A 15,509-nucleotide genomic window follows, 5' to 3' on the forward strand; every position below is an offset into this window, starting at 1 on the left:
TGCACCCGAACCGGCATGCGCGACTTTGATGACCTAACGCGCCTGGCCGCCGGGCTGCACGGGCGGGAACAGCGACTCTTCAACCAGGCCCGTGAGCTCGCGGATGACGTCAGCCTGCCCCGGCTCTCGACTGCCCCCGGGATTCTCGGTGTAGACCACCAGCACAAACGAGGAGCCGCGGTACGTCAGGACCGCCGCGTCGTGAAGTTCGCCGCCAAATTCCCCGTACTTATGAAACACCTCGACGCCGGCCTGCGACCCGGCTGGAATCAGTTCCTCGTTATTGGTGTCCTGCATGTAGCCGAGCAACTGGGCGGTGTTCTCCGCGTTCAGCAGGTCCCCGGCGTAGAGCCGCTTGAGGACCAGTGCCATTTCCGCAGGAGTCAGCAGATTCTCCTCGGGATCGTAGGCGACGCCGATGGAGGCGGCATATTCAGTGAGCTGCGGGTAGCCCACTGCGTCCATCAGCAGCAGCCACGAATCGTTGTTGCTTTCGTTCACCATGGCTTCGAGTTGGAACGCCGCGTCGTAGTCCCCTAACGGCTCATCCAACGCGGCCTCGCCGTTTTCAACCTGGTGGTAGTACGCCGCCGCCGTGATGATCTTCGCGGTGCTGGCGGCCGTAAAAGCTTCCTGGTCGCCGAAGGTCAGCGCCGCATCTCCGGACACGTCCGCCAAAGCCAGCCCGATCCTGTAGTCGTCGTTCTCCTCCAGGACGGAATTGATGCGGTCCTCGAGGGCATCGGGGGCCACAGCCACGGGGGCTTCCGGAACAGCGGCGGGGACTGGACCGGCTGCGCCCGCCAACGGCCCGGACCGGACGGCTGCGAAGACAAGACTGGCCCCAATGACCAGCGCGACGGCAGAGAACAACAGCGCCAGCAGCAGAACTCTTCGCCCTTTCCGGGACGCTCTGAAGTGACGCCCCGCCGGGCGCAGCGCTGGGTCCGCCGACATAGAACTCCTGCAACTCGGATGATCATAAAATCACATCGGGTGCCCAGCGCACACCGATGCTAAGGCTGCTGATTAAATCACACGAGCTTGGGAGTTGCCTGAACGTCCGAGACCCGTCAGCGGGCGCGTGCCGAGAGTGCCGTGTCCAGGAACTCGAGGTGGGCTGGAGCGGTGCGCACCGTATTGCCGTCATACTCCGGGTGTTTTGTCAGGAACTTTTTGATGTAGGGGCACACGGGAACGATGCCCCGCCCGGCGCCCACGGTTTCATCCAGGGCCGCCGTGGCGAGCTGGCCTGCGAGGCCCTGGCCGCCGTATTCCTCGTTGATCACGGTGTGGTAGAAAATCCGCTGGGGTGAGGCGCCGCCGTCGTAATCCTTGTAGGCTGCCTTGCCGATCACGTTGCCGGCGTCGAGGATTTCGAAGCGCTGGCGGTCGGGGTTGTGGCGGACGGTGATCTGGCTCAAGGGAACTCCTTCAATGCGGTTACGTTGCTGCCCTTGCAAAGCCTAACCCGGGCAGGGCAGCCCTTATTTCCGCATTGATTTTCCCGGCTGGACCACCGCCCGCCGTGACGCCTTAGCTCAGGTAACCGTTCGGGTTGAGGACGTACTTCGTGGCTGCGCCGGCGTCGAATTCCGCGTAGCCCTTGGGCGCCTCATCCAGGGTGATGGGCTTGGCGTTAACGTTCTTGGCGATGCTCACCCTGTCATGCAGGATGGCCATCATCAGTTGCCGGTTGTACTTCATCACCGGGCATTGGCCCGTGGTGAAGCTCAACGACTTGGCCCAGCCGGTGCCCAGGCTGAGGCTCAGCGCGCCCTTCTTGGCGGCCTCGTCAATCCCGCCCGGGTCACCGGTGACGTAGAGGCCTGGGATGCCCAGGGCGCCGCCCGCCGCGGTGATGTCCATCAGCGAGTTCAGTACCGTGGCCGGCGCCTCCTCTGCGTCCTTTCCGTGGCCGTGTCCCCTGGCCTCGAAGCCGACGGCGTCCACACCGCAGTCCACTTCCGGTACGCCGAGGATCTGCTCGATCTGCTCCGCCGGGCCACCCTTGGTGAGGTCCACCGTTTCGCAACCGAAGCTCCGGGCCTGCGCCAGCCGGTCCTCGTTGAGGTCACCAACAATCACGACGGCGGCGCCCAGCAACTGCGCGCTGGTGGCCGCTGCGAGGCCAACCGGGCCCGCTCCTGCCACGTACACGGTGGAACCGACACCCACCCCGGCGCTGACCGCGCCGTGGTACCCGGTGGGAAAAATGTCCGAAAGCATGGCGAGGTCCAGGATTTTCTCCATCGCCCGGTCCTTGTCCGGGAACTTCAGCAGGTTCCAGTCGGCGTACGGCACCAACACATAGTTGGCCTGGCCGCCCACCCAGCCGCCCATGTCCACGTATCCGTAGGCGCTGCCCGGGCGGTCAGGGTTCACGTTCAGGCAGATGCCGGTCTTGCGTTCCTTGCAGTTCCGGCATCTGCCGCAGGCAATGTTGAACGGCACCGAACAAAGGTCTCCGACTTTGATGAACTCGACGTCGCGGCCCACTTCCACCACCTCGCCGGTGATCTCGTGGCCCAGCACCAGATTGGGCGGTGCGGTGGTGCGTCCGCGCACCATGTGCTGGTCGGATCCGCAGATGTTTGTGGCCACGGTCTTGAGGATCACGCCATGGTTGACGGCCCGCCCCACGTTCGCCGGATTCACGCCCGGCCCGTCTTTCAATTCAAAGCTGGGATAGTCGATGTCAATAAGTTCAACCTTGCCTGGCGCTTTGTAGGCAACGGCTCTGTTCCCTGTCATCTGTTTCTCCTGAAGTCAGGCCGGCCCGGTGGGGCGGCCGTAGTTTTGGGTAGGTGTAGTACCCCTGCAGGCAGGGCCCGGCCTGATCAATCTGGCGCCTTCTTTGGTGCCAAGTGATCGCTGCTGACGCTCCTGGCCTGAGGTTCGGCCAGTCTAGGCGGGGCTTGATGGCAGTTCCAGAGCCAGCCGGGAGGGAGATCTACCCTGTTTGGGATTAGGGGTTTTAGGGACCCCATGACTTCCGTTGCGAAGCCTTGTAGTGTCGGCACCGGAAAGCAGCCACTCAGCAGCTGGCCCGATACTCACGACAGGAGCGAACCATGGCAGTCAGTGACGAAGAAGCACGGGTACTGGACCAGTGGAGCAACCGGCTTGCCCAGGCGCTGCAAATTCTGGATCTGGACGTGGACAACGAGTTACTCCTTGACCTGGCCCGCCGGTCAGCGGACTCGATAATCCACCCCGCCGCCCCGGTCACCACCTTCCTGGTGGGCTATGCCGCCGGGCTGGAAGCCGGTACCGGCAGCGCAGGGACCCGGGAGGCCTCCAGCGCGGCGGTGGCCAGGGCTGCCAGCGTCGCTTTCGGGCTCTGCGACGACGGGCACGACGGCGGCCCCGCCAGCAAGGGCTGGGCCGACACGGCGCAGTAGGCGGACACAGCCCAGTAGACAGACACCGCGAAGTAGCTAGGCACAGAGCAGTAGCTATCCCGCCGCCGTCGGCTCCTCTTCAAGTACCGGAACGGGTTCCAGCCGGACGATCACGGCCTTGGATACCGGCGTTTGGCTGCCCTCGGCCACGCTCTCCAGCGGCACCAGGACATTCGCCTCAGGGTAGTAGGCAGCCGCGCAGCCGCGCGCGGACGGGTAGGACACCACCCGGTAGTTGCGAAGGACCCGCTCCACGTTGTCCGGGTATACACCGCGGACGTCTACGTGCTGCCCGTCCTCAAGCCCCAGCTCCACCAGGTCCGCAGGGTTCACAAACACCACCTCGCGGCCCTTCTTGATGCCCCGGTAGCGGTCGTTGTGGCCGTAGATGGTGGTGTTGAACTGGTCGTGCGAGCGCATGCTCTGCAGGATCAGCGTGCCCGCGGGCCGTTCCACGTGCTCAAGTTCGTTCACCGTGAGCATGGCCTTGCCGGTGGGGGTGTTGAACGTGCGTGAGTCGCGGGGCCCGTTGGGCAGGACGAAGCCGCCCTCCTGCCGGATCTTCCGGTTGTAGTCCTCGCAGCCCACCACCACGTGGGAGATGTGCTCCCGGATCAGGTCGTAGTTCTTCTCGAAGCCGGCCCAGTCGGCCGCAACCCGGTCCCCGAGCACCCGCTGTGCCAGCCGGCAGACGATGGCCACCTCGGAGAGCAGCCCCGGCGCCACCGGCTCCACCGTGCCGTGGGAGGCGTGAACGGCGCACACTGTGTCCTCCACCGAGACGAACTGCGGACCGGACTCCTGCCGGTCGATCTCAGTGCGCCCGAGGGTTGGCAGGATCAAGGCCGCGGCGCCGGTAACGGCGTGGGAGTGGTTGAGCTTGGTGGAGATCTGGACTGAAAGCTCGGTGTTTTCCATCGCCGCTTCCGCCGCATGGGTGTCCGACATGGCGCCCACGAAGTTACCGCCCAGGGCGATGAACACCTTGATGCCGCCGTCGCGCATCTGGCGGATGGTTTCCACCGCGTCCGCGCCGTGTTCCCGCGGCGGTTCGAAGCTGAATTCCTTGCCCAGCGCGTCCAGGAACGCCGGCGGCATCTGCTCCCAGATGCCCATGGTGCGGTCCCCCTGGACGTTGCTGTGGCCGCGGATGGGTGAGGCGCCGGCACCGGGTTTGCCGATGTTCCCGCGGAGCAGCAGCAGGTTGATCATCTCTTTGATGGTGGCCACAGCTTTTTTGTGCTGGGTAATGCCCATGGCCCAGGTGATGATCACCTTTTCCGCCCGCAGGTAGCGGTCAGCCAGTTCGTCGATCTCCTCGGAGCGCAGCCCGGTGGCCTCAAGGACGGCTGCTTCATCCAGCGTGGCAAGGTGCGCCCGAAGTTCCTCGAGCCCGAGGCAGTGTTCCTCGAGGAAGGCGTGGTCCAGCACCGTCCCCGGCGCAGCGGCCTCGGCATCCAGGACCCGTTTGGATACGGCCTGCAGCAGCGCCATGTCCCCGCCAATCCGGATCTGGAGGAACTGGTCAGCCAGGTCGGTACCGCGGCCGATGATTCCCTTCACCCGCTGCGGGTTCTTGTAGCGCATCAGCCCCGCCTCGGGCAGCGGATTGACGGCCACGATGCTGGCCCCCGCTTCTTTGGCTTCTTCCAGCGCGGTGAGCATCCGTGGATGGTTGGTGCCGGGGTTCTGGCCCATGATGATGATCAGGTCGGCTTTGGCGTAGTCGTTATAGGAAACCGTTGCCTTGCCCACGCCAATGGTCTGGCCCATGGCCCAGCCGGAGGACTCGTGGCACATATTGGAGCAGTCCGGCAGGTTGTTGGTGCCGTACCCGCGGATGAACAGCTGGTACAGGAAGGCAGCCTCGTTGGAGGTCCGGCCGCTCGTGTAAAACGCTGCCTGGTCAGGGCTCGGCAAAGACTTCAGTTTGTCCGCAATGATGCTTAACGCTTCATTCCAGCTGACGGGCTTGTAATGGTCCTCGCCCGCGGCTTTGTACACGGGTTCGGTGAGCCGGCCCTGCATGCCCAGCCAGTACTCGGACCGCTCCCTGAGCTCGCTGACCGGATGCTCCGCCCAGAACTCCGAGCTGACCACCACCGGGGTGGCTTCCCAGGTGACTGCCTTGGCACCGTTCTCACAGAATTCGAACGTCTTGCGGTGGCCCGGGTCCGGCCACGCACAGCTCATGCAGTCGAAGCCGTCCTTCTGGTTCAGCGCCAGCAGGGTTTTCCGCGTCCTGTCCACGCCCATGTGCTTCAGCGCAGGCTGCATCGAGTAGTAGACGCCGGGCACTCCGGCGGCCCAGGACTTGGGGTGTCCGGTCACCTCAAGCTCGGACTCGTCGGCTTCTTCGACCTTCGGGTTTTCGCGCGTCACGCTGCACACTCCTTGCTTGTCCTGGCCCAAAACTTCACAGCTTCTGCCGGCGGACCAGTTCCTTCCACAGTTGTTCAGGGTGGCTGGGAAGTCAAGGATGGGGCGCCCCGTATGTGGACAACGGGAAAGAACCGGAGTGCGGGCTTGTCCACGTGGCAGATGGACCAGGACGACGCCGGTCCCGGCCCGCGCTAGGCTTGATACCTCGGCTGAAGCAAGCGGCCGCAGGACCCACTGTGCGGAGCCGCTCCCAAATGTCCGACGATCTTGCCCTCAGCGCCCTTGCGGCGTCCTCCTTTTCCCTGCCCCACCTGCGCGACGGCCAGCTGGACGGAATCCGCGCCCTCGTTGAAGGCCGCGATGTCCTGGCCGTGATGCCCACCGGCTACGGGAAATCCGCCATCTACCAAGTGGCCGCCCGGCACCTTCACAACACAACGGGACACCCCGCCGTCGTGGTTTCCCCGCTCATTGCCCTGCAGGAGGACCAGCTGGACGGGCTGGCCGACGAGCTGGGCGACGGGGCCGCCGTCGCCGTCAATTCCGCCCGCAGCGATGGCGAGGTGGAGGCCGCCTGGCAGGCGGCTGAGGCGGGCGAAGCCACTTTCCTGTTCCTCGCGCCCGAGCAGCTGGCCAAACAGGAAACGGTGGACCGCATCGCCAAACTGGGCATCTCCATGTTCGTGGTGGACGAAGCCCACTGTGTTTCCTCATGGGGCCACGACTTCCGGCCCGACTACCTCAACCTCGGCAACGTCCGTGAACGGCTGGGCAACCCGCCCGTGGCTGCCCTGACCGCCACTGCCTCGCCTCCTGTGCGGGACGAGATCGCGGAGCGGCTGGGCATGAAGGACCCGCTGGTCCTGGTCCACGGCTTCGACCGGCCAAATATCTCCCTCGATGTGGTCCGCCACCAGGAGGACAAGGGCAAGCGCAAGGCCGTGCTGGAGCAGGTTGCGGCGCTGGCCCGGGGCGACGGACAGGGGCTGCTGTACGCCGCCACCCGCAAGGACACAGAGAAGTACGCCGCGAAGCTCGACAAGGAAGGGCTGCGTGCGGAGGCGTACCACGCGGGCCGATCCGCAGGAGACCGCGAACGCATCCATGAGCAGTTCCTGGACGACCAGCTGGACGTCGTGGTCGCCACAACCGCCTTCGGTATGGGCATTGATAAACCCAACGTGCGGTTCGTGGTCCACGCGGACATCCCTGAGTCCTTGGACGCGTACTACCAGGAGATCGGCAGGGCGGGCCGTGACGGTGACCCCGCTTCCGCGGTGCTGCACTACCGTGCCGAGGACCTTGGACTGCGCAAGTTCTTCGGCACCCACTCCCCCGATCCGGACTCGCTGCTGGCGGTGTTGAAAGTCCTCAAGTCTGCAGGCGGACCCGCGCCGAAAACCTCCCTGGCGGAGCTCACCGGCTTCCCCGTCCGGCGCATCACCGGACTGGTTAACCAACTGGAGGAGACCGGCGCGGTCACCACCGGCAAGCGCGGCATCCGCCTCACCTCCAAGGCCAAACTGCCCTCCCTGGTGGACCGCGCCGTCGAGCTTGCCGAGGCCAGACAGCGGGTGGACCAGTCGCGGCTCACCATGATGCGCGCCTACGCGGAGACGGACAGCTGCCGGCGGCAGTTCCTGCTGGGCTACTTCGGCGAGGACCTGCCGGAACCGTGCGGCAACTGCGACGCCTGCGCGGATGCTGCCAGCCGTGCGGATGCTCCTGCCCATGCTCCTGCCTCGGGAACAGGGAGTCACGACGACGGCGGCCCGGAGTCCGCGGAACAGGCGGCACCAGGTGCGGGGGACCCGTTCCCGCTCCAGTCCTCTGTAGTCCACAAGGAGTGGGGTCCGGGGCTGGTGATGCGGCATGAGGACGACGTCATCACCGTCCTTTTCGAGCAGGAGGGATACAAGACCCTGTCCCGTACCGCCGTCGTGGAGCACGAACTCCTGAAGCCCGCTTAGGTGCTGCCGGCTTAGGTACGCTGGAAGGACACCCCGACGAAAGGCCCGCCGCGTGGAAGTACCTTCTTATGTCTGGACCCTGACCATTGCCGGAATTGTTGGCCTGCTGGCCTTCGACTTCTTTTTCCACGTGCGGAAGGCCCACACGCCGTCGCTCAAGGAATCCGCCACCTGGTCCGCCATCTATGTGGGTATCGCGCTGCTGTTCGGGCTGGGTGTGCTGGTTTTCGGCGGGCCCACCATGGGCACGGAGTACTTCGCCGGATACGTGACGGAGAAGGCACTGTCCATCGACAACCTGTTTGTGTTCCTCATCATCATGGCCAGCTTCAAGGTGCCGCGTGCGGACCAGCAGAAGGTACTGCTGTTCGGCATCGTCTTCTCGCTGATCGCCCGCACCGCGTTCATCTTTTTGGGCGCCGCGCTGATCAACAGCTTCGCCTGGGTGTTCTACATCTTCGGGCTCATCCTGCTCGTCACCGCCGGCAACCTGCTCCGTCCCAACGCCCACGACGACGAGTCCGAAGGCCTGGTGGTCCGACTCGCCAAGAAGTTCCTTCCGGCCTCGGAACACTACGACGGCGACAAGCTGTTCACCATGGAGAACGGCAAGCGCGTCCTCACGCCAATGCTGCTGGTAATGGTGGCCATCGGTGGCACCGACATTCTTTTTGCCCTTGATTCCATTCCCGCGATCTTCGGCCTGACCCAGAACGTGTTTATCGTCTTCACGGCCACCGCTTTCTCCCTGATGGGCCTGCGGCAGCTGTTCTTCCTGATCGACGGCCTGCTGGACCGGCTGATCTTCCTCTCCTATGGCCTGGCAGCAATCCTTGGCTTCATCGGCGTGAAGCTCATCCTGCACGCCCTCCACGAGAACACGCTTCCGTTCATCAACGACGGCCAACACGTCAACGTGGTGGAAGTCAGCACCCAGGTCTCCCTGAGCGTGATCCTCGGCGTCCTGGTGGTCACGGTCCTGGCCTCCATCTTCAGCCCCAAGGGCAAGGCCAAGAACGCTGTGTCCGGCGCGAAGCGCCACGCCAACGAGTACCTGGACCTCAACTACGAGACGGACATGGTGGAGCGGGACAAGATCTTCGCAAAGATGTGCCGGGAAGAGGACCAGATCCGCAGCCTTCCCGAGAAGTACAAGAAGCTCATCCGCAATGAGACCGAGTTCCTGGACCTGCTGCGGAAGGCCCACATCGAGCACGACAAAGCCCAGGTGCGCGCGGACGCAAAGGGCTGACCCGGCCGTATTGTCAGGGCCCCTTGCTAGGTTGGAGTCATAGCCCGGGGAACCTTCCTTAGGCTTATGATCACAGCCCGGCTGTCGATGGGGAGGCCCCGTGTTTTTGCTCGAAGCTGCAGAGGCCGGCGCGCCGCCGGACCTGGTGTTTTCCGCCAGCGACCTGGTGTCGGCCAGCGAATGTGAGTACCGCACGCTCCGGATCCTGGACGAAAAGCTGGGCCGCACGCCTAAGGCGGAATTTGCGGCTGACGAGATGCAGGTCCGTGCCGGCGAGCTTGGTGACAGGCACGAGCAAACCGTCCTGGCCAGCCTGATCGCCAAGTACGGAGAATGGGATGCCAGCCGGGCTGCGGGCGTTTACTCCCTGGAGCGAGGGCAGAACCTACGCGGGGACCTGCAGGCAAAGCACGCCGAAACGGAGCTCGCCCTCCGCTCCGGGGCCGACGTCGTTTTCCAGGCCACCTTCTTCGACGGCGAATTCCTCGGGTACGCGGACTTCCTCGTCAACGAAGCCGCCGGCACCGGCAGCCCGGGGCGTTATGAAGTCTGGGACACCAAGCTGGCCCGGCACGCCAAAGTGGGCGCCCTGCTGCAGCTGGCGGCGTACGGGGACCAGCTTCTTGGGATGGGACTCGAGCCCTCCCCAACAGTCACCCTGGTGCTCGGCACCCGCGTGGGCGACGACTGGCTCCGCAGCAGCCACTCCCTTCCGGACTTGCTGCCTGTTTTCCGGGAACGGCGACGCCGGTTCCGCGAGTTGACGGGCAGGCACCGGGCCACCGATGCCGCCGTGCAGTGGCAGCAGCGGGGAATCGTCCACTGCGGCCGGTGCGACTACTGCGCCGAGCAGGTGCAGGTCCACCGGGACCTGCTGATGGTGGCCGGGATGTCCGTGGTGCAGCGCAGGAAGCTGAATGCTGTAGGCATCCATACCATCGACCAATTGGCGGCCATGCCCGCCGAGGAAGCCAGAAATTCGGTGGTCCGGCTGCGGGCACAGGCCCGGATGCAGCTGGGCCTGGACGCCCCGACCGGATCCCGGACCTTCACGAAGGACGGCCAGCCGCATACGGTCTCGTTCACGGTGCTGCCCGAGAACACCATCGGGCCCCTTCCCGATCCCAGCCCTGGCGATATCTTTTTCGACTTCGAGGGCGACCCCCTCTGGCAGGACCCTGCCACCGGAGCTTGGGGCATTGAATACCTGTTCGGAGTCATTGAGGCTCCGGTTCCGGGCAATCCCGGCAGCCCTGTTTTCCGCCCCTTCTGGGCCCACTCCCGCTCTGAGGAGCGGCGCGCCTTCCTGGACTTCCTGGAATACGTGGAGGAACGGCGGGCACGCTACCCGGACATGCACGTCTACCACTACGCCGCCTACGAAAAGACGGCGCTCCGGAACCTCTCCCTTGCCCACCAGGCCGGCGAGGACACTGTGGACGCCTGGCTCCGGGAAGGCCTGCTCGTGGACCTTTACGCCACGGTCCGGCAGTCCCTGCGCATTTCCGAAGCGTCGTACTCCATCAAAAAACTCGAACCGCTGTACATGGGGAGCAATCTGCGCTCCGGGGACGTCAAGGACGCCGGGGCCTCCGTCGTCGCCTACGCCGCTTACTGTGCAACCCGGGATGCGGGGAACGACGCAGAGGCGGAAAAGATCCTCACCTCGATCTCGGACTACAACCAGTACGACTGCCTTTCCACACTCCGGCTGCGGGATTGGCTCCTGGAGGTTGCCGGGCAGCCGGCTCCGGGTGCAGCCCCGGAAGCAGAAGAAGTGGGACGACGCCCCGAGGCCGCACCGGCGGAACGCCCGGCGGCCGCGGAAGAAATTGCCGAGGAGTCCAGGCTGCGCGAATATCTCGCCGGGCTGCCGGACAACCGCCCCTGGACGGACGACGAACGCGCCATCGCCATGGTGGCCGCCGCTACTGGATATCACCGCCGCGAACGCAAGCAGTTCTGGTGGCAGCACTTCGACCGGGTGGAAGCGCCGATCGAGAACTGGTCCGACCAGCGGAACGTGTTTGTGGTGTCTTCGGCGGAAGTGACGTCCGACTGGGCCCTTGCCAAGCCCCGGGAACGGATGCGTACCCGGATACTGCGGCTTCATGGCACCATGACGGAGGGATCGGATTTTCGAGCGGACTCCAGCTGGTGCCGGCTCTATGATGCACCGCCGCCGGACGGCATGGCCGATCCCGACGCCGCTCCCGGCACCCGGGCGTTCACCTTCGGGACCAGGATCAGCGAGGTTGGGCCGGCACCGGACAACCCTGAGCACACAATCATCACCATCGCCGAGCGTGAGTCCGGCAAGGTTGCCGCCTACCCGCACCTTCCCGTTGCCCTCACGGAGGACCAACCCCTGGCCACCGCCAGCATCGAAGCTGCCATCGCGGAAATCGCCGGCTGCGTCGGCGCTTCCGTGCCGCACCTGCCTGCCCAGCCGGGACTGGACATCCTGCGGAAACAGCCCCCTCGTTTCCGCACCCTCCAGCGGCCAGTCGAGGTCACGCACGGGCCGGACTGTTCCGCCGATTACGCCGCCGCGATCACCGATTCCGTCCGGGACCTCGACCGTTCCTACCTTGCCGTCCAGGGACCGCCCGGGACGGGAAAGACGTACGTCGGTGCCCACGTCATCGGCCGGCTCATTAGTGAAGGCTGGAAGATCGGGGTTGTAGGCCAGTCGCATAACGTGGTCGAAAACCTGCTCTGCTGCGCCATCAAAACCGGCGGCGTGGATCCGGCTCTGGTGGCCAAGAAGCTTGCGTCGCCGCACGACGTTCCATGGAAGTCGTCCGCAGATGGTGACGTCGCCAGGCTGTTGGCTTCTCCCGGCGGCTGCCTCGTAGGCGGCACCGCCTGGACCATGACGGGCAAGGAAGTTCCTGCCGGCTCCCTGGATCTGCTGGTCATTGACGAGGCGGGGCAGTTCTCACTTGCCAACACGCTGGCTGTCTCCCGCGCGGCCAAACGGCTCCTCCTGCTCGGCGATCCGCAGCAGCTGCCGCAGGTCTCGCAGGGCGCGCACCCGGAGCCGGTGGACGAATCGGCTTTGGGCTGGCTCGCCGCAGGGCACGCCACCCTACCTGCCAACCTTGGTTATTTCCTGGCCGACAGCTGGCGGATGCACCCGGATTTGTGCCGTGCAGTCTCCCGGTTGAGCTACGACGGGAAACTCCACGCCGCCCCTGCGGCTTCGCAGCGCCAACTTGAGGGACTGCCTGCAGGGGTTGAGACTGTCTTCGTCAACCACACTGGCAACACCACCGCGTCGAAGGAGGAAGCCGCCGAGGTGGTGCGCCAGGCGCGGCGGCATCTTGGGCTGAAGTGGACTCCCGGTGCGGATGCAGAGTCACGGCCGCTTGGACAGGAAGACCTCTTGGTGGTGGCCGCGTACAACGCGCAGGTCCACCTGATCCGGAAATTCCTCGAAGAGGAAGGCCTGACCGGGGTCCGGGTGGGGACAGTGGACAAGTTCCAGGGCCAGGAGGCACCGGTGGTGCTGGTTTCGATGGCGTGTTCGGCCGTCAGCGAGGCGCCCCGCGGGGCGGAGTTCCTGCTGAACAGGAACCGGATCAACGTGGCGGCATCGCGCGGGCAGTGGCGGGCTGTCATCATCCGCTCCCCCGGACTCACCAGCTACATGCCGCACCGGCCCGCCGCGTTGGAGGAGCTCGGTGCCTTCATCGGTCTCAGCCCGCGGGAGTGAGGGGGCCTCGGGTTGAGGGGGGCCGCGGTTTGAGGCAAATGCCGCGAGCGACTGCCAAGCCTGCAGGTGGCCGCTCAGCGGGCCCTGAAACTGCGGAAGCTGCCTTCAGCCGGTGACAGCGAGTCCTCTACGCGCTCCACCCGGCCGGGCGTGGCATCGGAGTTCAGCCACGCACGGAGCTCGTGGATGTTCCATTGGGGCCCCTCGGCCACCAGGGCCACCGAACCGTCGGCGAGGTTCTTCACCTCACCGGTGAGGCCCAGCTCCTCCGCCTTGCCCATGGTCCAGAAGCGGAAGCCAACCCCCTGAACGACGCCGAAAACGCGGGCAGTGAGCCGCACGGCCTCAGCATCCGACGGATCGGAAGAGGAACCTTCGTGCCTGGCCATGGTGCCTCCCTCAGCTAGCCCACCAACTGTTTGGCGCCGTCCGATCCCAACCAAGTAGCGCTAAGTGTCGGTTTGACGCTCCATAACGACACATCGCGCTACCCAGTTGGGCGGGCGGCGGCGCTTAGTTGATGGTGATGTCGCGGGTGCGGTGGTCGTAACGGATGGTGACCGTGCCGCCGTCGTGGTGCAGCTCGTGGTTGGGACCGTCGAACGTGCCGAACGCGCCGTAGTTCTCGTCCCAGGACCGGTTCAGGGCGATCTTGAAGGTGTAGTGGCCGGCCGGCAGTTCGGCGCTCTTCTTCCAGAGCTGGTCCAGGAAGTCGAACTCCATCTGCGCTTCGTCGTACTGCGGAGCCCAGTTCTCGGGTGCACCAAGGATGGTATTGAAATCGCCGGCGACGGCTACCGCTTCGGGCTGCGGGTGCGTCTCGACGTCCGGGTCCTCGAAGGAACCGACAGCAGCAGGTGCTGCGTCCTCAGTGGTCTTGGCCGGAGCCTTGCCCTTGCGCACAGCCTTTACAACGGGCTCGACGGCGTCCTCGAGCACCTTGGCTGCCTTGCCCACGGCTGCAGCGGCCTTCTTGGCAGGAGTCTTCTTCGCTGTTTTCTTGGGCTCCGTCGCGGCGGCGGTCGCCACCGGCGCCGTGGTTTCGGCGGTTGCGAAGGTCGGGCGGACGAATCCTGCGGGAGCCGTGGGAACCGGGGTCTCGGCAGGAACGGGGGTGCCGGCGTCGAGCGCGGAGGCGAAGGACACCGGATCCGGGAACGCCACCGTGGCGCGCATGCCGTCTTCGGTGATGGTCCAACCGGAGCGGCCCTTGACCAGCCAGCCGGCCTTGACCAGCTTGGCGGTGGCTGACGTCAGCGTCTTGTGGCCGCGGGGAATGCCGCCGCTGAGCAGCTCGCGCTCGTGGTCGTTGAACGGCACCCGGGCGGTAGCCTCGGCGAGGACCTGGCCCGCGTTCAGTGCCTCACCGGACCACACGCCTTCGGTCAGGACATCCAGCACGGTCTTGAGTCGAAGGAAGGTGTTCTCTGCGGTGGACTTGGCCATGATTCCCCTTTTATAAAGCGATCGGTCTTAGGCATCATGCCAACTGCCCGTTAAATCGCGCGACTTGAAATGGTTAACTCTGCGTGTCGTGACCGACTATGAAGCGGACATTCCAACAAGTGAGTCTGGAGTATCGGGTATAGGGCTGACTGCACAACCCCTGAGCGCTGGCATGAGTGCCACTCCGCACCGTCCCAGATACGCCTGCGGCACCAAGTTTAGCGGTATCAGGGCAGGGACGTTGCGTGAGACACAGCAGGCGTCAGTGCATTACTTCGCCGCCGTTCAATTCCTCCAGCAGCTCCGCCTTCCGCTCCTCCGAAGCGAAGGACGAATGGATGGAGTTTGCGGCAAGCCGGGCTTTGTCGAAATCAGAGAGCTCGAACACCGTTTCCAGCTGGGCGAAGTTGTCGTCCACGTAGCCGCCGAAGTAGGCGGGATCATCCGAGTTGACCGACACATTGAGCCCCGCCGCGAGCATTGCGGGCAGCGGGTGGTCGGCAAGGGTGTCCACGGCGCGCAGCCGCACGTTCGAGAGCGGGCACACCGTCAGCGGGATCCGGGCGTCAACGAGGCGCTCCACGAGGTCCGGATCGTCCATGCAGCGAATGCCGTGGTCAATCCGCTCCACTCCGAGGATGTCCAGGGCTTCAATAATGTACGACGCCGGTCCCTCCTCGCCCGCGTGGGCGGTCAGCCGCAGGCCCGCTTCGCGCGCCTTGTCGTAAAGCCGCTCAAACTTCGACGGCGGATTGCCCACCTCCGCCGAGTCCAGCCCGATCGCACCAATGGGGGCATTCATGGCCAACAGTTCGCCCAAGACTTCCAGCGCTGACTCCTCCGGGAGGTCCCGCAGGAAGGCGGCGATCAGCAGGGTGGAGATTCCGAAGTCCTCCTCGGACGTCGCCAGCACCGATGCGACGCCGTTGACGCAGGTTTTCAACGGGATACCGCGGGAGAGGTGGGCCTGGGGGTCCATCATTATTTCGGCATGCCGCACGCCGGCAGCAGCGGCCCGCTCAAGGTAGGCGTAGGTCATGTCCGCGAAGTCTTCCTCCGTCTGCAGTACCGCCATGTTGGCGTAATACAGGTCAAGGAACGACTGCAGGTCCGTGAACTCGTACTTTTCGCGAAGTTCGTCCAGCCCGCTGTAGGGCAACACGATGCCATTCCGCTCCGCCAACGCGAAGATCAACTCCGGCTGGAGCGTCCCCTCAATGTGGAGGTGCAGTTCCGCCACCGGAAGGAGCCTGCCAGGGACCTCAGGCTCAATTGCAACGGGTTCGGTTTCAGGCGCGGCTGTACCGGCCGCAAAGTTTTCCATCCGGTCAGGATAA

The 15,509-nt window shown here is 65.0% G+C and carries 11 protein-coding genes; 4 read left to right on the plus strand and 7 right to left on the minus strand.

Annotated elements, in window-relative coordinates; translation table 11 throughout:
* Nucleotides 1-33: 33 nt before the first annotated feature.
* From G6R19_RS12880 to fdhA, 3 genes are all read right to left on the minus strand, one after another.
* Nucleotides 34-957: a serine hydrolase gene (locus tag G6R19_RS12880; protein WP_163165520.1), complete on the minus strand. Its 924-nt coding sequence runs from the start codon at nt 955-957 to the stop codon at nt 34-36.
* 116 nt (nt 958-1,073) lie between these two features.
* Complete coding sequence (locus G6R19_RS12885; RefSeq protein ID WP_163165521.1) at nt 1,074-1,424, minus strand: GNAT family N-acetyltransferase; 351 nt, start codon at nt 1,422-1,424, stop codon at nt 1,074-1,076.
* Between the two features lie 112 nt (nt 1,425-1,536).
* A complete protein-coding gene (gene fdhA / locus G6R19_RS12890; RefSeq protein WP_163165523.1) occupies nt 1,537-2,754 on the minus strand; it encodes a formaldehyde dehydrogenase, glutathione-independent in 1,218 nt (405 codons plus the stop codon).
* Between the two features lie 320 nt (nt 2,755-3,074).
* On the opposite strand from fdhA, the gene G6R19_RS12895 reads away from it, so the two are divergent.
* On the plus strand, nt 3,075-3,404 hold the full coding sequence (locus G6R19_RS12895) for a DUF6457 domain-containing protein (protein ID WP_163165525.1): 330 nt from the start codon (nt 3,075-3,077) through the stop codon (nt 3,402-3,404).
* A gap of 54 nt (nt 3,405-3,458) precedes the next feature.
* Here the strand turns inward: G6R19_RS12895 and G6R19_RS12900 are convergent, their stop codons facing one another.
* Nucleotides 3,459-5,786 carry an FdhF/YdeP family oxidoreductase gene (locus G6R19_RS12900; RefSeq protein WP_163165527.1) on the minus strand — a complete coding sequence of 776 codons (2,328 nt, stop codon included), beginning with the start codon at nt 5,784-5,786 and terminating at the stop codon, nt 3,459-3,461.
* Between the two features lie 254 nt (nt 5,787-6,040).
* On the opposite strand from G6R19_RS12900, the gene G6R19_RS12905 reads away from it, so the two are divergent.
* The 3 genes from G6R19_RS12905 (at nt 6,041) to G6R19_RS12915 (ending at nt 12,726) form a co-directional block, all read left to right on the plus strand.
* Nucleotides 6,041-7,756 carry an ATP-dependent DNA helicase RecQ gene (locus G6R19_RS12905; RefSeq protein WP_163165529.1) on the plus strand — a complete coding sequence of 572 codons (1,716 nt, stop codon included), beginning with the start codon at nt 6,041-6,043 and terminating at the stop codon, nt 7,754-7,756.
* A gap of 52 nt (nt 7,757-7,808) precedes the next feature.
* On the plus strand, nt 7,809-9,008 hold the full coding sequence (locus G6R19_RS12910) for a TerC family protein (RefSeq protein WP_163165531.1): 1,200 nt from the start codon (nt 7,809-7,811) through the stop codon (nt 9,006-9,008).
* A gap of 100 nt (nt 9,009-9,108) precedes the next feature.
* Nucleotides 9,109-12,726, plus strand: a complete 3,618-nt coding sequence (locus tag G6R19_RS12915) for a TM0106 family RecB-like putative nuclease (RefSeq protein WP_163165533.1) — start codon at nt 9,109-9,111, stop codon at nt 12,724-12,726.
* Between the two features lie 74 nt (nt 12,727-12,800).
* Here G6R19_RS12915 and G6R19_RS12920 read toward each other — a convergent pair whose 3' ends face one another.
* From G6R19_RS12920 to G6R19_RS12930, 3 genes are all read right to left on the minus strand, one after another.
* Entirely contained in the window at nt 12,801-13,115 is a 315-nt protein-coding gene (locus G6R19_RS12920) for an acylphosphatase (RefSeq protein WP_163165535.1), read from the minus strand.
* Nucleotides 13,116-13,239: 124 nt separating this feature from the next.
* On the minus strand, nt 13,240-14,172 hold the full coding sequence (locus tag G6R19_RS12925; protein ID WP_163165537.1) for a glycosidase: 933 nt from the start codon (nt 14,170-14,172) through the stop codon (nt 13,240-13,242).
* Between the two features lie 262 nt (nt 14,173-14,434).
* Nucleotides 14,435-15,496 (minus strand): adenosine deaminase, encoded by a 1,062-nt coding sequence (locus G6R19_RS12930; RefSeq protein ID WP_205484405.1) that lies wholly within the window; start codon nt 15,494-15,496, stop codon nt 14,435-14,437.
* Nucleotides 15,497-15,509 lie beyond the last annotated feature (13 nt).

Origin of the sequence: Arthrobacter sp. Alg241-R88, assembly GCF_900537115.1 — a bacterium.
Lineage (GTDB): Bacteria > Actinomycetota > Actinomycetes > Actinomycetales > Micrococcaceae > Arthrobacter.

Bases quoted from the DNA above. Each gene is read 5' to 3' on its own strand.
- G6R19_RS12880 (WP_163165520.1), bottom strand. From the start codon at position 957: ATGTCGGCGGACCCAGCGCTGCGCCCGGCGGGGCGTCACTTCAGAGCG.
- fdhA (WP_163165523.1), bottom strand. From the start codon at position 2,754: ATGACAGGGAACAGAGCCGTTGCCTACAAAGCGCCAGGCAAGGTTGAA.
- G6R19_RS12895 (WP_163165525.1), top strand. From the start codon at position 3,075: ATGGCAGTCAGTGACGAAGAAGCACGGGTACTGGACCAGTGGAGCAAC.
- G6R19_RS12905 (WP_163165529.1), top strand. From the start codon at position 6,041: ATGTCCGACGATCTTGCCCTCAGCGCCCTTGCGGCGTCCTCCTTTTCC.
- G6R19_RS12920 (WP_163165535.1), bottom strand. From the start codon at position 13,115: ATGGCCAGGCACGAAGGTTCCTCTTCCGATCCGTCGGATGCTGAGGCC.
- G6R19_RS12925 (WP_163165537.1), bottom strand. From the start codon at position 14,172: ATGGCCAAGTCCACCGCAGAGAACACCTTCCTTCGACTCAAGACCGTG.
- G6R19_RS12930 (WP_205484405.1), bottom strand. From the start codon at position 15,496: ATGGAAAACTTTGCGGCCGGTACAGCCGCGCCTGAAACCGAACCCGTT.